Annotated in this window: 16 protein-coding genes, 20 tRNA genes and 1 other annotated feature; of the genes, 32 read left to right on the top strand and 4 right to left on the bottom strand. The window is 57.3% G+C overall.

Features of this window, described 5'->3' with window-relative positions; genetic code table 11:
- The first annotated feature begins 429 nt into the window (after positions 1–429).
- The 23 genes from ABIZ35_RS16770 (at position 430) to ABIZ35_RS16880 (ending at position 6,840) form a co-directional block, all read left to right on the top strand.
- On the top strand, positions 430–741 hold the full coding sequence (locus ABIZ35_RS16770; RefSeq protein ID WP_348221075.1) for a hypothetical protein: 312 nt from the start codon (positions 430–432) through the stop codon (positions 739–741).
- A gap of 120 nt (positions 742–861) precedes the next feature.
- Positions 862–936 (top strand) — tRNA-Lys (locus tag ABIZ35_RS16775).
- A 22-nt stretch (positions 937–958) separates the two neighbouring features.
- Positions 959–1,033, top strand: a tRNA-Glu gene (locus tag ABIZ35_RS16780).
- A gap of 20 nt (positions 1,034–1,053) precedes the next feature.
- A tRNA-Tyr gene (locus tag ABIZ35_RS16785) sits at positions 1,054–1,139 on the top strand.
- A 50-nt stretch (positions 1,140–1,189) separates the two neighbouring features.
- Complete coding sequence (locus ABIZ35_RS16790; RefSeq protein ID WP_348221076.1) at positions 1,190–2,206, top strand: RNA ligase (ATP); 1,017 nt, start codon at positions 1,190–1,192, stop codon at positions 2,204–2,206.
- 190 nt (positions 2,207–2,396) lie between these two features.
- Positions 2,397–2,470: transfer RNA gene (locus ABIZ35_RS16795), tRNA-Pro, on the top strand.
- A gap of 13 nt (positions 2,471–2,483) precedes the next feature.
- Positions 2,484–2,559, top strand: a tRNA-His gene (locus ABIZ35_RS16800).
- Between the two features lie 37 nt (positions 2,560–2,596).
- Positions 2,597–2,684 (top strand) — tRNA-Trp (locus ABIZ35_RS16805).
- A gap of 31 nt (positions 2,685–2,715) precedes the next feature.
- Positions 2,716–2,790, top strand: a tRNA-Phe gene (locus ABIZ35_RS16810).
- A gap of 24 nt (positions 2,791–2,814) precedes the next feature.
- Positions 2,815–2,888 (top strand) — tRNA-Gly (locus ABIZ35_RS16815).
- 79 nt (positions 2,889–2,967) lie between these two features.
- Positions 2,968–4,143, top strand: coding sequence for an RtcB family protein (locus tag ABIZ35_RS16820; protein ID WP_348221077.1), 1,176 nt, complete (start codon positions 2,968–2,970; stop codon positions 4,141–4,143).
- A gap of 152 nt (positions 4,144–4,295) precedes the next feature.
- Positions 4,296–4,366 (top strand) — tRNA-OTHER (locus ABIZ35_RS16825).
- Between the two features lie 58 nt (positions 4,367–4,424).
- Complete coding sequence (locus ABIZ35_RS16830) at positions 4,425–4,652, top strand: hypothetical protein (RefSeq protein ID WP_348221078.1); 228 nt, start codon at positions 4,425–4,427, stop codon at positions 4,650–4,652.
- Positions 4,653–4,720: 68 nt separating this feature from the next.
- Positions 4,721–4,797, top strand: a tRNA-Leu gene (locus ABIZ35_RS16835).
- A 3-nt stretch (positions 4,798–4,800) separates the two neighbouring features.
- Positions 4,801–4,873: transfer RNA gene (locus tag ABIZ35_RS16840), tRNA-Ile, on the top strand.
- 17 nt (positions 4,874–4,890) lie between these two features.
- Positions 4,891–4,963 (top strand) — tRNA-Leu (locus tag ABIZ35_RS16845).
- 11 nt (positions 4,964–4,974) lie between these two features.
- Positions 4,975–5,049, top strand: a tRNA-Met gene (locus ABIZ35_RS16850).
- A gap of 3 nt (positions 5,050–5,052) precedes the next feature.
- Positions 5,053–5,126: transfer RNA gene (locus tag ABIZ35_RS16855), tRNA-Asn, on the top strand.
- Between the two features lie 39 nt (positions 5,127–5,165).
- Positions 5,166–5,239, top strand: a tRNA-Gln gene (locus ABIZ35_RS16860).
- A 14-nt stretch (positions 5,240–5,253) separates the two neighbouring features.
- Positions 5,254–5,328 (top strand) — tRNA-Asp (locus ABIZ35_RS16865).
- A 6-nt stretch (positions 5,329–5,334) separates the two neighbouring features.
- Positions 5,335–5,406 (top strand) — tRNA-Val (locus ABIZ35_RS16870).
- Between the two features lie 117 nt (positions 5,407–5,523).
- Positions 5,524–5,599 (top strand) — tRNA-Arg (locus ABIZ35_RS16875).
- Positions 5,600–5,754: 155 nt separating this feature from the next.
- Positions 5,755–6,840 carry an SMI1/KNR4 family protein gene (locus ABIZ35_RS16880; protein ID WP_348221079.1) on the top strand — a complete coding sequence of 362 codons (1,086 nt, stop codon included), beginning with the start codon at positions 5,755–5,757 and terminating at the stop codon, positions 6,838–6,840.
- 17 nt (positions 6,841–6,857) lie between these two features.
- Here the strand turns inward: ABIZ35_RS16880 and ABIZ35_RS16885 are convergent, their stop codons facing one another.
- Positions 6,858–7,274, bottom strand: coding sequence for a hypothetical protein (locus ABIZ35_RS16885; RefSeq protein WP_348221080.1), 417 nt, complete (start codon positions 7,272–7,274; stop codon positions 6,858–6,860).
- Between the two features lie 289 nt (positions 7,275–7,563).
- Here ABIZ35_RS16885 and ABIZ35_RS16890 point away from each other — a divergent pair.
- A tRNA-Ser gene (locus tag ABIZ35_RS16890) sits at positions 7,564–7,651 on the top strand.
- Between the two features lie 249 nt (positions 7,652–7,900).
- Positions 7,901–7,977 (top strand) — a sequence feature (23S ribosomal RNA rRNA prediction is too short).
- 118 nt (positions 7,978–8,095) lie between these two features.
- Here the strand turns inward: ABIZ35_RS16890 and ABIZ35_RS16895 are convergent.
- Complete coding sequence (locus tag ABIZ35_RS16895; RefSeq protein WP_348221081.1) at positions 8,096–10,252, bottom strand: EAL domain-containing protein; 2,157 nt, start codon at positions 10,250–10,252, stop codon at positions 8,096–8,098.
- A 290-nt stretch (positions 10,253–10,542) separates the two neighbouring features.
- On the opposite strand from ABIZ35_RS16895, the gene ABIZ35_RS16900 reads away from it, so the two are divergent.
- From ABIZ35_RS16900 to msrB, 6 genes are all read left to right on the top strand, one after another.
- On the top strand, positions 10,543–11,184 hold the full coding sequence (locus ABIZ35_RS16900; protein WP_348221082.1) for an SGNH/GDSL hydrolase family protein: 642 nt from the start codon (positions 10,543–10,545) through the stop codon (positions 11,182–11,184).
- A gap of 35 nt (positions 11,185–11,219) precedes the next feature.
- Positions 11,220–11,954 (top strand): hypothetical protein, encoded by a 735-nt coding sequence (locus ABIZ35_RS16905; RefSeq protein WP_348221083.1) that lies wholly within the window; start codon positions 11,220–11,222, stop codon positions 11,952–11,954.
- A gap of 110 nt (positions 11,955–12,064) precedes the next feature.
- Positions 12,065–12,213: transfer RNA gene (locus tag ABIZ35_RS16910), tRNA-OTHER, on the top strand.
- A gap of 156 nt (positions 12,214–12,369) precedes the next feature.
- Complete coding sequence (locus ABIZ35_RS16915) at positions 12,370–12,909, top strand: hypothetical protein (protein WP_348221084.1); 540 nt, start codon at positions 12,370–12,372, stop codon at positions 12,907–12,909.
- Between the two features lie 369 nt (positions 12,910–13,278).
- Positions 13,279–13,755 (top strand): hypothetical protein, encoded by a 477-nt coding sequence (locus ABIZ35_RS16920; RefSeq protein ID WP_348221085.1) that lies wholly within the window; start codon positions 13,279–13,281, stop codon positions 13,753–13,755.
- Positions 13,756–13,857: 102 nt separating this feature from the next.
- Entirely contained in the window at positions 13,858–14,250 is a 393-nt protein-coding gene (gene msrB / locus ABIZ35_RS16925) for a peptide-methionine (R)-S-oxide reductase MsrB (protein ID WP_348221086.1), read from the top strand.
- Positions 14,251–14,357: 107 nt separating this feature from the next.
- Here msrB and ABIZ35_RS16930 read toward each other — a convergent pair whose 3' ends face one another.
- Positions 14,358–15,083, bottom strand: a complete 726-nt coding sequence (locus ABIZ35_RS16930) for a prepilin-type N-terminal cleavage/methylation domain-containing protein (protein ID WP_348221087.1) — start codon at positions 15,081–15,083, stop codon at positions 14,358–14,360.
- Positions 15,084–15,373: 290 nt separating this feature from the next.
- On the opposite strand from ABIZ35_RS16930, the gene ABIZ35_RS16935 reads away from it, so the two are divergent.
- Positions 15,374–15,637 carry a hypothetical protein gene (locus ABIZ35_RS16935; RefSeq protein WP_348221088.1) on the top strand — a complete coding sequence of 88 codons (264 nt, stop codon included), beginning with the start codon at positions 15,374–15,376 and terminating at the stop codon, positions 15,635–15,637.
- 145 nt (positions 15,638–15,782) lie between these two features.
- Here ABIZ35_RS16935 and ABIZ35_RS16940 read toward each other — a convergent pair whose 3' ends face one another.
- On the bottom strand, positions 15,783–16,910 hold the full coding sequence (locus tag ABIZ35_RS16940; RefSeq protein WP_348221089.1) for an aminopeptidase: 1,128 nt from the start codon (positions 16,908–16,910) through the stop codon (positions 15,783–15,785).
- A gap of 95 nt (positions 16,911–17,005) precedes the next feature.
- On the opposite strand from ABIZ35_RS16940, the gene ABIZ35_RS16945 reads away from it, so the two are divergent.
- Positions 17,006–17,376: SDR family NAD(P)-dependent oxidoreductase (locus tag ABIZ35_RS16945; RefSeq protein WP_348221090.1), on the top strand; the 371-nt coding region annotated here is incomplete at its 3' end.

Below are 17,376 nucleotides of genomic sequence, written 5' to 3' on the forward strand. Positions count from 1 at the left end.
CCTTACGCACACACGAGAGAAATCCCGAGAAAAATATTTTCAACCCCCTCTTGACATTCCCCGGACGCCATGGTAAAGTAGCTCACGTCGGGCAGTAAAGAGCGCCGAGCAGGCTTGTAAAGGCCGCTTGGAAGCCGCCCCGAAAGAAACTCATGAAATACGATTACGATCCCAATTTCATATCCATGACATCCGGCTTAAACGTCATCGCAGTGGGCAGTCCACTGCGTCATCACGGAGCAGAGGACGGTTTGACTACGCAATAGCGTTACAAACCGAGTGCACACGAGAACACGTTCTCGAAAGCGCCCGCCTCTGCATCCATTGCCGAGACGGGCGCTTTTTTTGCGTCCAAGAGAGAAAATGCTGAGCAGAAGCTTAGCGAAAATCGATAAGATCAATAGTAAGCACAAAGATTAGGACGGTTTGATGGCGACGACATCCAAAAATCTGAATATCGGCTCATGGCGAACGCTGGGCGCGTTTGCGCCGTCGTTTGCCGGCGGTACGGATTTTGTCGCCGTCGTCACGCCGCTGCTGGGCGGCTTATCGTCTCAGGGCATGGATTATGACGCCATGGGCGACGAGGATATCTTGGGCGGCTATGGGATGGATAACGTCATACCCGGTTCACCCGAAGGTCGCCCAGAAGCCAATCTCAGTCATCAAAGCAATGATCAAACCGAATACGGCCCGCCGATCGTCTCCTTCCGAGATGCGCTGAAACGCATCCCCAAGTGAGAGCATCCCACAAGGATGAGACGATCGGTCCCAGGCCAAGAGCCTGGGACCGATTTTTTTTGCGCCAAATACAAATGGAAAGGAGTACGGAATGAAACGCAAATCCCGCAAACGTATCGCGGGGTCGTAGCTCAGCGGTAGAGCAGCCGCCTTTTAAGCGGTCGGTCGCAGGTTCAAATCCTGTCGGCCCCACCAAAAACAAAATCGAAAATACTGTGGCCTCGTCGTTTATGGGTTAGGATTGATCTTTTTCACAGATTGGAAGCGGGTTCGAGTCCCGCCGAGGCTACCAAAGTTAGAAACGGCAAATATGGGTTGGAGGCAGATACGGGTTGCTGCGCTTGTCTGTAAAACAAGTCCCTCGCGGGTCGTGGGTTCAAATCCCACCCGGCCCACCAAACGATAGCCGTTCGTTAGAAAATTTTGAAAGAATTGCAGGACGACAGGGATGTCCACTCTAGTAGTTGAAGTTTGCCGGATCGAGCAAGTAGGGCCGCACCACAACGCCGACGCGCTGGAGCTGGCGCAGATCAAAGGATGGCAGTGCGTAATTCCGAAGGGCAAATACGCCGAGGGTGACTTAGTCACCTACATACCGATCGACGCCATGATCCCGATGGAGCACTCGGATCGCTGGGGAATCACCCAGTACCTGAGCAAAGGGCGCGTTCGCTGCGCTCGTTTGCGCAGCGAGCCGAGCTTTGGCGTGATCGTCGAGCGGGAAGACCCAGGCTGGGAACTTGGAACCAACGTCGCGGAGCACTACGGCGTCACCAAGTACGAGCCGCCCGTGAATCTGTGGGCGCAGAAGACCGACGCGCTTCCGCCGCATCCTCTCTTTGAGGAGTACACGGATGTCGAGAACCTGCGCAACTACCCGGATGTGCTGGTTCCTGGCGAGGATGTTATCGTGACCGAGAAGATCCATGGGACCAACTCGCGGATCGGCATTGTCCAGGGAGAGTGGATGGCCGGCTCTCGGCAAGTACGCCGCGAGCGTCCGGAGAATCTGGCGAGCAACGTCTACTGGGCGCCGATGCTGATCCCGGAAGTGGCGGCTTTGCTGGAGCACTTCGCGAAAGACCATCGTCAGGTGGTTCTCTACGGAGAGATCTTCGGGAGCAAGGTACAGAGCCTGCATAATGGCGCTTCGGGCGCCGACGGGTTCCAGGCCTTCGACCTGATGATCGACGGTCATTACTTGAATGCGTTTGAGTTTCGGCAAATATGCGCCAAGTTCGGCGTCGCGATGGTCCCAGTTCTTTACGAAGGGCCGTACGCCATCGGGATCGTGAAGGCGCTGTCCGAGGGAAACACCACCCTCGGCGCGGAGCACATCCGCGAAGGCGTCGTGGTCAAGCCGGTCACCGAGCGGCGCGACCCGAAAGTCGGGCGCGTCTGCATGAAGTACATCGGCGATTCGTACCTGTTCGCCAAGAACGTGACGGACAGCAAGGACGTGTGAGCGGGAGGGAGGGGCCACGGGTATGAAACCCGCGTCTGGGAGCGGCAAGAGCCGCTAACCGTCCGTGCCGGACGGACAAAATAGGCCGTTGTCGAATGGTTTTCATTTTGTCGGCCCGGCACGGGGCGTTAGACGCGAAGCGTCTCCTAGACGTGGGTTTTATACCCGCGGTTCCTAAACTCCGAAATATCGGGGCGTAGTGAAGTGGCATAACAGAAAGTTTGGGACTTTCCATCGCAGGTTCGATTCCTGTCGCCCCGACCAAAAACCAAATATGGCGCTCGTAGACAAGTGGTTAAGTCGTCAGTCTGTGACACTGAAGAGCGCGGGTTCAAATCCCGTCGGGCGCCCCAAAATTTAAAGTCTATCTTTAATTATGTTGTCCAATGTGGGTCGGTATCCAAGCGGCTGAAGGGAGTAGTCTCCAAAACTACCGGCAGCAATGCCCGCGTGGGTTCAAATCCTACCCGGCCCGCCATTTTGACAACAGCAAGAAAATGTTCGTTTACGCCGTCTTAGCTCAGGGGTAGAGCGGAGGTTTGAAGAACCTCGCGCCGGCGGTTCAAATCCGTCAGACGGCGCCATTTTTAGAAAAAAACAGAAGACACGCGAAAGTCGTCTAGTGGTAGGACATCAGCTTGCCATGCTGAAAACGGGAGTTCGATTCTCCTCTTTCGCTCCATGCCCTTTGGGCAAAAAGGCCGCAGAGATGCGGCGAGTTCGGATGGGTAAGAAAATCTATCCGAAAGGAGGACACGCAGATGGAAGTTATTGCGGGAGTACCGGTGTGGGGAAGCCCAGTCGACGAAGGCGCGATGCTGCAGATTATGAATTGTTCGAAAGATGCGGCTCACGTGGCGCTGATGGCCGACCATCACAAGGGCTACGCGGTTCCCATCGGCGGCGTGGTCGCCTACGAGGATAAGATCAGCCCGTCCGGAGTTGGTTTTGACATTGGCTGCGGCAACAAGGCCGCGCGTCTGGACATTCCGGCGAGCGAGGTTCGCCGGAAGATTCGACAGATCATGGACATGGTGTGGAGCAACCTGTCGTTCGGCGTAGGCCGCAGCAACGCGACCTCCGTGGACCATGAGCTGTTTGACGATGAAACGTGGAAGCTGCACGCCGTTCGGACCCTCAAGCAGACGGCCCGCAACCAGCTGGGCACGATCGGGTCGGGGAACCACTATGTGGACCTCTTCGCCGACGAAAAAGACCGGGTCTGGGTGGGAGTCCACTTCGGATCGCGGGGTCTGGGACATAAGACGGCGACTTACTTTTTGAATGCGGGCGGCGCGCAGGACGGCATGGACGTAGACCCTCTGGTTCTTCACGTCCGCAGCACCCTGGGAGCCGATTATCTCGCCTGTATGACTCTGGCGGGTCGGTATGCCTACGCTGGACGGGACTGGGTCTGCGCGGAAGTGGCGCGTCTCCTAGGCGCGAAGATTGTGGAGGAAGTTCACAATCACCATAACTACGCGTGGAAGGAGAGCCACGGAGGCCGTGATCTCTGGGTCGTTCGCAAAGGCGCCACCCCGGCCTTTCCAGGTCAGAAGGGATTTGTCGGAGGCTCAATGGGCGACAAGTCCGTCATTCTCGAAGGAGTCGAATCGGAGGAAGCGAGCCAGTCGCTCTACTCCACTGTCCACGGCGCGGGCCGTGTGATGAGCCGGACCGCCGCACGCGGCAAGGTTAACCGGCGTACGGGAGAAGTGATCAAACCGGGCGTCGTCTCCAAGGAGATGATGCGCGAATGGATCACGAAAGAGCACGTAGAACTGCGCGGCGCGGGCACGGATGAGTCGCCGCACTGCTACAAGCGTCTCCCGGAGGTGCTGGAGCACCACAAGAACTCGATCAAAGTCCTGCACACCCTCACGCCACTGGGCGTGGCGATGGCGGGTGAGAACGAGTTCGATCCTTACAAGGACTAAATAGTCCCACATCTGAAGATGTGGGCTATGCTGAGGCAAAACCAGCTGAAGCAGGTTAAGGAAAAAGCAGGCGACTGCATTATCCGAGAGTCTGCTTTAGCTGACTTCGCCCCAGCATAGCCTACAGCCTTCCAGCTGTAGGGCACAATATGAGGCTGTTGGCTCAGTGGGAAAGCATCTCCTGTAGTGGAGAAGAGCGGAGGTTCGATTCCTTCACAGCCTACCTCTTTGCACAGGATAGATAGCAATAGATTTGAATACAACAAGAAAGGAACGCCACAATGTCTGGATATGAACGACTTTATGTCCAATGCGGCCTCCAGCGCGGCAGCGTTGCGCAGGTCGCCTGGATCCCGCAGCGCCACGCGGTGATCGGCCGAAACGTCGCGCTCACCGAGCCCGATAAGAACGGCTGGACCGTCATCTCCGTCGGCGCGGCGCTTCCAGAAGCCTGCGTGATGGAGCGCAGCCGAGACTACCGCCAAACGCGGCGAGCTTCGGATGTATGAGAATGGGAGGCCCTCACCCCCCTTCTCCCAGAATTGGGAGAAGGGGCGGGGGATGAGGGCCAAAATATGCCGCTGTAGCCCAATTGGTAGAGGCGTCTCGCTTAGAACGAGAAGGTTGGGGGTTCGACTCCCTCCAGCGGCACCATATGCTCCCGTTGCATAACTGGTCAATGCGCACTCCTTATAAGGGTGTGATCCGGGTTCGAGCCCCGGCGGGAGTACCCGAAACACAAAATATGCCCTTGTAGCCCAACGGCAGAGGCATCGATCTTAAACATCGACCAGTACGGGTTCGAATCCCGTTGAGGGCACATAAAATCGTAGCGGTGAGGTCAAACGGAAAGACATCGGTCTCATAAATCGAGGATAGTGGGTTCAATTCCCGCCACCGCTCCCATGTTCCTTCGTGATGTAATGGCAGCATGACTGACTGTTAATCAGTTCGTCCAGGTTCGAATCCCGGCGAAGGAGCCAAGAAAAACTCAAAAATGACGCGTTGCGCTGCGTCGATGTTCCTTTGTGATGTAACGGCAGCATGGCTGATTTTGGCTCAGCCCGTCTGGGTTCGAATCCTGGCGAAGGAACCAGCACAACCAAATACGGGGCCGTGGTGCAGTGGTTAGCATCTCTCTCTGTCGAAGAGAAGACGCGGGTTCGAATCCCGCCGGTCCCGCCAAATTTTCCCCTATCGCCTAGCGGCTATGGCGGCGGTGTTACATACCGTTACTCGCAGGTTCGAGTCCTGCTGGGGGCACTTAAAATTTCAGATACGGAAGGTGAGCGCTCGGCGGGTCCGGCGGCTTTCTTGGAAAGAAATGCGCTCCGCGAGGAGTTAGGTTCGAATCCTACGCCTTCCGCCATATTCAAATACGCCCTTGTAGTTCAGTGGAGAGAACGCGACTCTGCGAAGGTCGAGGTCACAGGTTCAAATCCTGTCGAGGGCGCCATTATTTCTAATCTTTCGCGATATAGATCGCAGCACTGAGCGTGCAACCTTTATCTCGCTCCTATGTCTCATATTATGCATATGAATGCAGCTGAGGTGAAAAGGAAAGGCCGAGTTGCAAGTGAGCTTGCACAAATTGCTGGAGATAGGAAACATATGACAGAAGGACAGGGCGAAAAAGCCGCGGGATCACTGAAGCGTCGATTGGATCTCTTGATCAAGCAGGATCCTGAAATGGAAACATTCGGAGCAAGCGGATACGGGGAGTGCCATCAATTCCAGTTGGGAGAGCCTCTGACCGAGGAGGCCATTGCGGAATTTGAAGCCAGTTATGCGGTACGGCTGCCGGAAGAGTACCGAGATTTTTTGAAGTATGTCGGCAACGGCGGCGCGGCGCCAGGGTATGGCTTAGAGCCGCTCTTTTCTGCTGTACCGACAGATGGAGGACGCCGTGGAAGGCGATATCTCTCGACGCCGTTCAAACATACCCAGGCAGTGGGAAGTGATCCGAAGCAGGAGCATCTCCTAGAAGCGGAATACGAAGGGTACTTTCCGGGATGCCTCTATCTCGCGGATCATGGATGTGGGATCCATGACTTTCTGATTGTATCCGGTCCGTGCCGGGGGCAGGTTTGGACGGACGGGACCTGCGACGATCACGGGGTTTGGCCGACATCGCTGAACTTTAACTCATGGTACAGTGACTGGCTCGATCAATCGTTTCTGCAGTTGTACAGCAAGAAACTCGCCCGGTCCCAATACGTTCAATTCGCGGCGCCGTCGCCGGAGCGGTTCGGGCAGTTCCTGACGATCCTCGACCGGCTCAAGGCCGATGAGCGGAGCGGTGGACTGGAGGTCGACGATTCCGTCTACTTGGCCTACTTCGATGAGAAGGCGAAAGAGTATTTTTGGTTCCCTTCGGAGACGGAACGCCGCCTATGGAACGAGCGGCGGGGCGCCATATGGAATGCGACCCCGCCGGAGAAGCGCTGGGGAAATCCTGCCCTGGAGTTCCCGAAAGAGTTTCCGCACATGATCGCTGGACTGCGCAATGCGAAAATACAGTTTGGCGAATGTGTGATGATCGGCGACGAGCAGGCGAAACTTTCGTACTTTGAACCTGGGAATGTTTTCTGGCCAGCCGAGAGCGTTCTGTCACTGGTGGAATCCTTTGGATTCACTTTGCTCAAAACGGGGGACGGCCGTGGCCCACGGCCGGAACCGCGCTCGCGAAATGATTGAACGCCGCTGGTCGAAGGTCAAGCCGGGGCAAGAAACTTGACTTCGACTTCCGTGAAGAAGGCCTGGGAGAGGCGAACGAAATCGGCTTCGGTCAATTCGATTTCCTGTCCGATCTCGATCTTCAGGATCGCCTTCGCCGAATTGTACTTGATCGTCTTGTCAGCGGTCAGCACGCCTTGGTTTTGAAGAACAGAGCTGCACAGCATCCGGACTTCGTTGAGCGGATTACCGTCCTTGCCCTCCAAAGTCCGGCTGCGGTGCATGAAGGAGCTTTCCAATACTATGACCAGATTGCTGAAGAAGAGCGGCGCTAACGCATCGATGGCTGCCTTGGGCGCGGTGTCAACAAAGAGACGATAGGCGGCAAGCTGCGCTTCCATTCTTGCGCGACACTGGTCGATGTACTCTTTCGGATAGCTGTTCATGGAAAGCATCGGAGGACTCCATTCGAGAGGTTGGCTAGCAAAATATTGTAAACCGAAGATCGTCCAATGTCAAGAAATATGGAAGATAAGCGCCCGGCGGGTCCGGCGGCATCCCTCGAAAAGATTGCGCTCTTCAAAAGAGTCAGGTTCCAATCCTGTGTCTTCCGCCATTTTGAAAGTCTGTAGAATTGGAAGGCGAACGCCGCTGGGCGGCGGGGTCCCTTGAAAAGACCACGCTCCGCGAGGAGTCGGGTTCGATTCCTGCGCCTTCCTCCAACAACTAAGATACATACATCGTGGAAGGTAAGCGTCGGCGGGTCCGACGGCATGTCCGCTAAACATTGCGCTCCGCAAGGAGTTGGGTTCGAATCCTATGCCTTCCGCCACTTGACAACTGAATAGACTTTTGCCTCGCGCCCCGACCGGGAAAGCTTACATATTAGCTCATTGGTAGAGCATTCGACTTGAAATCGACTGTCACAGGTTCAATTCCTGTATATGACCCCACAGCTTTCCCAACTTGCGCGAGGCAAGCCCTTTTCCGTGCGCCCTAACTCTTGGAGCATACATACCATCAGTACGAGAGGAACAGTACCGCCATCTCTGCAAAGAGTTGGCGGGCGTGAAGCGGCGCTGGCGCGAAGAACCCAGGAGGTAGGATCAAAGGCATCCATCCTTGAAAGAGTGCGTAACAGCTCACTGGCGGAGCGCCTTCATTGCGACGAACGCATTTGCTCTGGATACTTGCGCGGAAAATGAAAACTCGCTGAGTGGTAGAGCGTTTGCTTCCCAAGCAACAAGTCACAGCTTTAATCTGTTATTCAATGCGATCACGCGGCGCGTTGGCAGCGTCGGAGGGCTGGGATTTGGTCGGGTAAGACCGGAGAGCTGAAGAGATAGCCTTGAATGATATGGCATCCCAGTGTCTGGAGAGTTTGACGCTGGTCGGCGGTCTCGACGCCTTCGGCGACGACTTTGAGCTTGAGGGCGTTTGAGAGATCGATGATAGCCTGAACGAGCGCCTGGTTGATTTTGTCGTCGACGATGCTGGTGATGAAGGAACGGTCGATCTTGAGCACGTCGAACGGGAATTGGCGCAGGTAGGAGAGCGACGAATAGCCGGTTCCGAAGTCGTCGAGCGCGAGGTGAACCCCGAGATCGCGCAGGCTGAGCAGCACGTCCACGGCGGACTGCGGGCTTTTCATGATGGCGCTTTCGGTCAGTTCCAGCTCCAGCCATCGTGCGTCGAGCGACGTTTCCGCAAGGACGGAGCGGATGACATCGGTGAGGCCCGGCTGCGCGAATTGACGTGAGGAGATATTGACGGACACACGGATCGGATGCCCCGCGTCTCGCCACTGGGCGGCTTGGAGGCACGCTTCGCGCAGCACCCATTCGCCGATCGGCGCGATCATTCCGGTTTCCTCGGCGAGCGGGATGAACTGGCAAGGCGGGATCGGCCCCAGGTCGGGATGAGTCCAGCGGCAAAGCGCTTCCACGCCCACGATCTCGCCCGTGCCGATCTCCACCTGCGGCTGATAGACGAGATGGAGTTCATTGCGGCAGAGAGCCTTGCGCAGGCTGCTTTCCATGGTGAAATGTTCCCGAGCATTCGCGCTCATGGATTGGGTGAACAAGCAATATCGGTTCCCGCCTTGCTCCTTGGCCCGATACATCGCGACATCGGCATGCTTGAGCAGCGATTGGACGTCGTCGCCATCGTTGGGATGCAGGCTGACGCCGATGCTCCCGGAGACGGATACTTCCTGACCGGCGAGGTCGATCGGCTGCGCCAGGGCTTCCAGCAGCTTTTGCGCCACGATTGCGATAGCGTCGGGGTGTTCGATACCCGGCAGCAGAACGGCAAACTCGTCGCCGCCCATTCGGGCGACCGTGTCTTCTCCGCGCAGGCATCCGGAAATTCGTTCGGCGACAACTTTGAGAAGATGATCGCCATAGTCGTGCCCCAGGGTGTCGTTGACCTGTTTGAACCCGTCGAGGTCGATAAACATCACCGCGACCGGGTGGAGATGACGCTCGGCCATGACGAGGAGCTGATGAAGACGGTCCTCGAAGAGCTTGCGGTTCGGCAGGTCGGTGAGCGGATCGTGGTACGCCTGCCAACGGATCAACTCTTCGTGGCGCTTACGCTCGGTGATATCCGTGATCATGCCGAGGCCGCCGATGAAGACGCCGTCGTCATCGTACATGGGGCTTGCGGACACGATCGCCCAGACATCGGAGCCATCCTTGTGCAGATACCGTACGTCGTGCTGCTGGCGCTCACCCTTCTTGCGCTGTAAAAACCGCCGCTCCGCCTCGGCGCGGGCGTCCGCATCCATGAAATCGGTCACCGGCCGGCCCATCATTTCGTCTGCGGTGTAGCCAAGCATTTCACAGAGGCGACGGTTGACGAAAACCGTGCGCGCCTCCGCGTCGCGCAGCCAGACGCCCTCCTGGGTGGTGTCGACGATCTGGCGATACTGCCGCTCGCTGATGCGCAGGGCAAGTTCGGCTTCGTCGGAAGAGCCGCTTGAGGGGAGGGCGCCCTGAATTGCGCCGACGGCGCCGCTCACCTGTCCATCGCGGTCGAAGAGGGGGGCAGCGACGATCTCGGCGACAACGGTCTCGCCGCCGCGCTTCATAAATCGGGTGCGCGTGCGATAGGTTTGTCCCGATTGGATGGAGGCGGCAAGTTCGCCACGGACCCGTTCGGCGTCGTCGGGATGAATCGTTTCTTGCCAGCATTCCGGAGCAAGCTGGCCGGATTGATGGAGGATATCGAGCACGGCGGGATTGGCGTATTTCAGCCGGCCGTTTGCGTCGTGGACGAACACGCCGATCGGCAGAAGATCGCCAATCGCACGGAGCGTCGCCTCACTGTCATGCAGAGCATTGGTGAGATCAGAGATAAGATTTGTTGGTTCGTTCCGCACGGATTGTTCTCGATTACCGTCCGGGAGTGTCCCCGGCGCTGCATCGTTCATCACTCCGCCGCCTTTTTGGTGATTGCTGCGAGGGTGATTCTCTTTTATTATTGGCGATGGAGCGATAATACCATAGGCCGGGCCAAGTCCGGAATGGATGCAGGCGAGTTTAATATCGGCGCGATTTTGACATTGGGTGAGAAAATTGTTTCTTCATTTGCGTAGGAAGAAGCACAGGCGCTCTTTATCAGCGCCTTGACGGAATGCGACAAGGTGTAAGGAGAACGTAAAGAGTGAAGATCGATTTGCTCATTCGACGATTATTTCGCCCAAGGGTGAGAGGAAAGACCATGACAGCAATGACCCCAAATTATTTAGCCCTGGGCGATTCGATCAGCATCGACGACTACACCGAGGTCCGGAACGGCGGCGCCGTCAGCCAGTTCGGGAAGCTGATCGACGCACGGCTCGTTCAAGACTTAACTCGCGACGGCAATACCTCGGGCGCCGTCATCAATTCGCTGGACCGTGTGAACATCGAACCGCAGATCGCGACGGTGACGGCGGGCGGCAACGACTTCCTGCAGTTCACTTTCTCCCTCGCGGGAATTTCGTCCGAAGAGCGCGCCGTGCGGGCGATGTCCGAAGTCGGCGCCATCGAGAGCCGACTGGAGAAGATCGCCATCTTCCTGAAGAAATTCACTTGTCCGGTGATTTGGAGCAACGTCTACGATCCGAGCGACGGCAACGACGCCCTCGCCGCTGAGATGGGCATCCCGCGCGAACTGCGCGCCGCGTTCGACGGCATCAACGACATTCACAAGAGCATTGCCCAGCGCCACGGGTTTATTCTCTGCGACTTGGAAAAGCTGTTCCATCGCCACGGCGTCCAGGCGCGGGACACCTGGATCACCATGCAAATCGAGCCGAACTACGCCGGTGCGACCGCGATCGCAAAAGAATGGCGCCGCCTTTACGCCGCCACTGTTTAGTAAAATCGACTGAGACGTCGATAAAGGAAGCAATCATGACTGCAAAACTCAATCAAATCATCGCCATCGAAAAGGGCGTCAAAGCAAAGTCGTTTCAGGAACTGACCGACGCGCACCACTTACTTCAGAAGCCGAGCCTCTTGACGGGCATTTCGCGCACGTATCAGCCCCGAGACGAGGAGGGCGAGGTCTTCCCGCCCGAAGTTACCCGCGTGCAGGCGTCGGCGGATACGGTCATCAAGGACACGGCGAAGATCCTGACCAAGCTGTTCGATGTGACCGCGACCAAAGACTGGGCCAACTGCATCGCCAAGGCGGACGTGATCGTCGACGGCAAAACGCTCCTGTCCGACGTTCCCTCCACTTATCTTCTCTTCCTGGAGAAGCAGTTGGTTGACATCGGCACATTCGTCAAGAAACTGCCGACCCTGGACCCGTCGGAGACCTGGTCCTACGACGCCGGTTCGGACACCTTCGTGACGGAACCCGTGCAGACTGCGAAGACCAAGAAGGTCCCGCGTAACCACGTCAAGGCCGAAGCGACCGAGAAGCACCCAGCCCAGGTCGAAGTCTTTCACGAAGATATCGTTGTCGGCTACTGGAAGACGGTCAAGTTCAGCGGCGCCCTGCCCGCCAATCGTGTCAAAGATTTGGGCGACCGAGTAGAGAAGCTCCAGCAGGCCGTAAAATTCGCCCGCGAGGAAGCCAACGCCACCGAAGCGCCCGACAAAAAACTCGGCGACGCACTTTTTGCCTACCTGTTCTCCTAGAGAACAGGTAGGGTACAATCCCCATGTGAGTAAAAGCTAAGGCTCAAACTCCTTATCACGGGGCGTCCGAAAATAGTGCAGGTTCGAGTCCTGCCCTTCGCACCAAATTGGCGAAGGTAGCCCAACTGGTAGAGGCGTCGTTCGCTCCACACCAGACTGAGATTATTACTCCAGACTGAGTATTCTCCGTCGCCGTCCAAATCGATCGCGCAAGGTCAACGTCCGTCGCATAGAAGTTCAAATCTTCTTTCTCGCTCCAATCCGCGAGGGTAGCTTAACGGTAAAGCACGACGGCTTAAAATTGAACCCGCGCTTAAATGTGGTGGATGGCGGAAGTGGCGGAAAAACCGAGGGCCCGGGGAATGGGTATTTCCCTGGGCCTCATTTTGTTTGAGACGTCTCAGAAATCACTCCCATGTTCCAAATCTCCATCGCTCCCTACGACCTTCTCTGTCTTCCCAACGGCCTCCCGCCGCTCTACGAAAAATACGCCAAGCGCGCCCAGCTCTCCGAAGAAATCGGCCTGGACGATCCCCATGGCCCTCTCGCCTTTCTCGCTGTGCGGCGCGGCGCTGGCTGGCCGTTTCTGACGCTGGCGCTGCGCTACCACGCGACTGGTTTGAGCGTCCTCCCCGGCGCTCTGCTCATCCCCGAAACGGCAACGCTGTTTGTCGGCGCGGGCCTTCGCATCTTCGCCTACGATCTGAATGCGCCCGCGCGTCTTTGGGATGAAGAACTGTCGTCGGCGTTGTGGAGCTGGGCGCGGCATGGTGACTATGTGCTGATGCGCGCGGAGGGGGAGCTTGCGGTGTGGGACTTGCAGGGGCGAAAACAATGGGCGCGTATGGTGGAGCCGCCGTGGGATTATTGGGTGGAAGATGGCGTCCTGCATCTGGACGAGATGGGCGAAGAATACACGTTTGCTCTGTCCACTGGCCCAAGAGGAGAAGAGTGATGGATCGAGAGCACGTACTTACGGGATTGAAGAATTTTCTCTGGTTTTTCAACGCTGCCGTTCTTTGCGTTTGCGTGGGGAACGCCGCCAATTCGCCTAGAGCGAATGCGCAATCCATGTACCACGATTCGATTTCGATCTGGATCGCCTCACATGCATGCGATGGACTTCTGTGGTTTCTGATCGCATCTGCCTTATTCTCGTTTGGGCTATACAGCCTCGTGTCCTGGGCTTCCCTGCCTCCTGGGACAAAGGGCGATTGAGACGTTGTCCACCCCGGTCAAAATATCAGTATGGTAACCTTGAGGCGTGCTGTGGAATAGTACTGAGAGTCTGTTTTTTGCGGACACTGCCGGAAGGAGAGCGCGCATGATGGATATGACGGAAGATCTCGTGGACGATGGGGAGTTTGCGGAAGTCGAAGAGGCGCTGCGGCGTCAGGATGAGGCCATGGCGCTGCTGGAGCGACTGCGGCTTTCCGAGCCGGCGATCGCCAAGGCGCAGGAAACTCCCGGCGGCGGGCGGCGTGAAGGGCGCCGGTGGCCTACGCCCGAAGGTGTAACCCTGGAGCTGCACGACGGCGACGGATGGCGTGTCGCCCAGTGCAGTGACCTGGGTATCGGCGGCTCCAAGCTGGCCGTGCTGCCGGCGTGGGTGAACGGCCCCGTTCCCGCTCGCCTCAAGACGACGACCGGACCGGCGGTTCTGGTGCTGGCCGATCTGATGTGGCGCGATGAAAGCGCGCACAAGGGCGGTCTGCGCTTTGAGTTTCTCAGTCAGGAAGAGCGCGAACTGTGGGCGGATCAATTGATCGACGCCTTGCTGGCGCGCTATTCGCTGGCGTGAATTCGGAATAGTTTCGACGTGACGTTTTGGAACTTTCAAGGCGAGTAATTCCTTATAATAGATGTGCGGACGCGATGCGTTTGCAATGGAGGTTAAGGAACGATGGCTGCTGAAAAGATTGTCAAAACCGAAGAGGAGTGGCGCGAAGAGCTCACTCCCGAACAATACCGAGTCCTGCGTCAAAAGGGCACCGAGCGCCCTTTCACCGGCAAATATTACGACGTCAAGGACAACGGCGAGTATGTCTGCGCCGCGTGCGGCGCCACGCTGTTTTCCTCGGACACCAAGTTCGACTCCGGCTGCGGCTGGCCCAGCTTCTACGACGCGAACCCCGGCGCCGTGGAGATGCACGAGGACACCACCCACGGAATGCGCCGGATCGAAGTCACCTGCGCCGCGTGCGACGGCCACCTCGGCCACGTCTTCCCCGACGGCCCCAAGCCTACGGGACAGCGCTACTGCATCAACTCGGTGAGCGTTGAGCTGAAGAAATAATCGCTCAGAAAATAAGCGAAGACAAAACGGCCGCGCGAATGGGGGAAACAGTCTGTTTCTTTCTCGCGCGGCCGTTTTGTCATTAAGTTCGTGCTGCCGGGAGATCGCTAGGGATTAGCGACTTCCAGCCAGTGCATCGCCGAAAGCATCGGCTCCGCCGGATCGTCGGCCGTGACGCTGTCGCAGGCGTACGTCCAGTGGTTGACCGGAGTGATCGTCTGTGTGGGCTTGAGCGCCTTGACATGGCCATCGCAGAATAAGTAGTTTGAGCGGCCGTTATGAGCGACTTGTCCGTAACCCCAATACCCAAGCGTCGCCACGGAAGTCGGCGTGGGCGTCCACCACGGCGAGTTGTAGTCCGTCCAGATTCGGACCTTGATCTCGGTCATCAAGATCTTATCGGAAAGCTCGCCGACGGAGTTAAGCGGCAGGCCGGGTTTCCATGTGGCGAAGTGGTCCATGGTGTTGTTCAGTGTAAAAGTAGAAATGTATCCAGAAACGTCGATATTGCTCTTTTGATCGGCATTCGAGGGACATTTCCAGACGGATCGGACTCCTTTGCCCGACTTCAAATAAGGCTCCAGCGCGGCGCGGAACGTTTGCCCGCCGTAAATCCTGCCCGGCAGATTGTCGTCGTAATCCTGCGCGTACTGCAGGAAGCCCAAACCGATCTGACGCTGGTTGCTGGCGCACATGGTCTGCCGGGCTTTCTCCCGCACCTTTCCAAAGACTGGGAAGAGAATAGACGACAAAACCGTAATTATCGCAATGACGACCAAGAGTTCAATCAGCGTAAATCCGCGCTGCAATTGAACGTAAACCCGATTTCCCATTGACGTTTCCCCTTGAAAGTACTGGTTTTAACATCGGAACACCGGATAGTTTTCTCAAGGGACGGCAAGCGAGTGTTTTTTATTGCTTTTGTTGCGACTACAACCAGTGTCGGAAATAGTTTTCATGCAATATTCGCCGCTCGCGGGCGTTTTTGTATCCCTCTTATTTCTCGCAGTGACATAGTATTTATACCAGGGGTTGGATCGTTTCACTCATACATATTTATAATGGATATTTTCTATTTTGGAATGAACGCCAGCAGATCGCCGCGACCGCTGATGGCCAATTGATGGAGTTAATGGAAGAAATCAGCGCCTACCCAGAGCCGCCGGGGGCGGCGAACGGGATGGCGGGAAACGAAGGGGAATACGCGGGCATCGTCATGCCCATGCAGATTGTGCCGGATGATGGGATCCTGTCGCTGTTCAGCACGACGACGGTGTTTGGGTCGCCAGTAGACATTACTCTCTCGGAGCTTGCCATCGAAGCGTTCTTTCCGGCGGATGCGCGGTCAGGGGAGATGCTGCGGAACCCCATCCCCCCGCCGAAGTAAACTTCGGCGCGAGGCTTTTGTAGTGATGGCGGAGGGGCGAACTCCAAGTTCCCCAGAATTGGGGCGGAGGGGCCATCCTAATTCTGTGGGGCGAAGGGGCTTCTTCTCATCTGCTCTTTCATCATTGCGAGCCCAGGGGATGGGGCTACGCCTTCTTCAGTTCCTCCGGATTCAGCGCCTTCAAATCTTCCACCACGAACAGCCCGTCCTTGCGGATCAGGGTGTCGTCGAACCAGATTTCGCCGCCGCCGAATTCGGGGCGCTGGATGTAGACCATGTCCCAGTGGATGGCGGAGCGGTTGCTGTTGTCGGCTTCTTCGTAGGCCTGACCGGGGGTGAAGTGGAAACTGCCGGCGATCTTTTCGTCGAACAGGATGTCCTTCATCGGCTGGAGGACATAGGGGTTGAAGCCGAGGGAGAACTCGCCGATATAGCGCGCGCCTTCGTCGCTGTCCAATATCTGGTTGAGCTTTTCGGTGTTGCCGCCGGCCGCCGTCGCTTCGACGATCTTGCCGTCTTTGAAGGTCAGGCTGATGCCTTCGAAGACAGTGCCCTGGTAAATTGTTGGGGCATTGAAGGTGATGGTTCCGTTGACGGAGTCACGAACCGGGGCGGTGAAGCACTCGCCGTCGGGAAGGTTGCACTCGCCGGTGCAGGCGATGGTGGGGATGCTTTGGATGGAGAACGAGAGGTCGGTGCTGGGGCCGGTGAGGCGCACGCGGTCCGTGCGGTCCATCCAGGACTTGAGCGGGGCCATCAGGGTGAACAAGCGGGCGTAGTCGAAGGTGCAGACGTCGAAATAGAAGTCTTCGAACGCTTCGGTGCTCATGCTGGCCTGCTGGGCCATGCTCGCGGTCGGCCATCGCAGCACGCACCACTTGGTCTTGGGGACGCGCGTTTCGCTGTGGACGGGATGCCACCAGAGCGTGCGGTACAGCTTCATCTTATCATCGGGAATATCTGAGTGCTCCGAAATGTTGAGGGACCCACGGACACCGATGTAGACGTCCATCTGTTCCATCCGCTCGCGCTCCAGCTTGCCGATGAGCTGGATCTGCTCCTCGGTGGCGTTCTGGAACAGCGCGCGCAAAACGGAGTTGCGCTTGATCGTGACAAATGGCAGACCGCCCGCTTCTGCGACCCGGTCGATAAGGGCGTTGACGACATCATCGGGAATATCGTACGCCTCGATCAGGACTTTTTCGCCAGGCTGAACCTTGGTGGAATAAGAAACGAGGATATCGGCCAATCGGGCCACACGTGGGTCGCGCATAGAAACTCCTTGAGGGCAGGCTTGCGCTCATTATACCCGGCGGAATGTGGGTACTATGGGGCTGATCGTATTTACAATCGAGGAGACGACCAATCATGGCGAACGAGACAGGACAGAGGCTCGCGGGCAAAGTGGCGTTTGTGACCGGCGGCGACGGCGGGCTGGGAACCGCAATGTGCAAAAAGCTCGCCGCCGACGGCGCGGCGGTCGCGGTCGGCTGGTTCGGCAAGGATTCGTCGAAGGCCGACGCCGTGGTCAAGGCGATCGTGGACGCCGGCGGACGCGCCATCGCGGTGGAGGGGAATGTCGCCGACGCCGTCAACGACCAGCAGGACGTACAGACGGTCATCGATCAGCTCGGCGGCATCCATATCGTCGTCAACAACGCCGGATATGAGAACGACCATGACTTCCTGGAGATGTCGCCCGAAGTCTGGCGCGGCGTGATCGACGTCAACCTCACCGG

Source organism: Capsulimonas sp., from assembly GCF_039929585.1.
GTDB lineage: Bacteria > Armatimonadota > Armatimonadia > Armatimonadales > Capsulimonadaceae > Capsulimonas.

Coding starts and splice junctions, on each gene's coding strand:
- ABIZ35_RS16920 (WP_348221085.1), top strand. CDS start 13,279: ATGATGGATATGACGGAAGATCTCGTGGACGATGGGGAGTTTGCGGAA.
- ABIZ35_RS16790 (WP_348221076.1), top strand. CDS start 1,190: ATGTCCACTCTAGTAGTTGAAGTTTGCCGGATCGAGCAAGTAGGGCCG.
- ABIZ35_RS16930 (WP_348221087.1), bottom strand. CDS start 15,083: ATGGGAAATCGGGTTTACGTTCAATTGCAGCGCGGATTTACGCTGATT.
- ABIZ35_RS16830 (WP_348221078.1), top strand. CDS start 4,425: ATGTCTGGATATGAACGACTTTATGTCCAATGCGGCCTCCAGCGCGGC.
- msrB (WP_348221086.1), top strand. CDS start 13,858: ATGGCTGCTGAAAAGATTGTCAAAACCGAAGAGGAGTGGCGCGAAGAG.
- ABIZ35_RS16940 (WP_348221089.1), bottom strand. CDS start 16,910: ATGCGCGACCCACGTGTGGCCCGATTGGCCGATATCCTCGTTTCTTAT.
- ABIZ35_RS16885 (WP_348221080.1), bottom strand. CDS start 7,274: ATGCTTTCCATGAACAGCTATCCGAAAGAGTACATCGACCAGTGTCGC.
- ABIZ35_RS16895 (WP_348221081.1), bottom strand. CDS start 10,252: ATGAACGATGCAGCGCCGGGGACACTCCCGGACGGTAATCGAGAACAA.
- ABIZ35_RS16905 (WP_348221083.1), top strand. CDS start 11,220: ATGACTGCAAAACTCAATCAAATCATCGCCATCGAAAAGGGCGTCAAA.
- ABIZ35_RS16900 (WP_348221082.1), top strand. CDS start 10,543: ATGACAGCAATGACCCCAAATTATTTAGCCCTGGGCGATTCGATCAGC.
- ABIZ35_RS16915 (WP_348221084.1), top strand. CDS start 12,370: ATGTTCCAAATCTCCATCGCTCCCTACGACCTTCTCTGTCTTCCCAAC.
- ABIZ35_RS16820 (WP_348221077.1), top strand. CDS start 2,968: ATGGAAGTTATTGCGGGAGTACCGGTGTGGGGAAGCCCAGTCGACGAA.
- ABIZ35_RS16770 (WP_348221075.1), top strand. CDS start 430: ATGGCGACGACATCCAAAAATCTGAATATCGGCTCATGGCGAACGCTG.
- ABIZ35_RS16935 (WP_348221088.1), top strand. CDS start 15,374: ATGGAGTTAATGGAAGAAATCAGCGCCTACCCAGAGCCGCCGGGGGCG.
- ABIZ35_RS16880 (WP_348221079.1), top strand. CDS start 5,755: ATGACAGAAGGACAGGGCGAAAAAGCCGCGGGATCACTGAAGCGTCGA.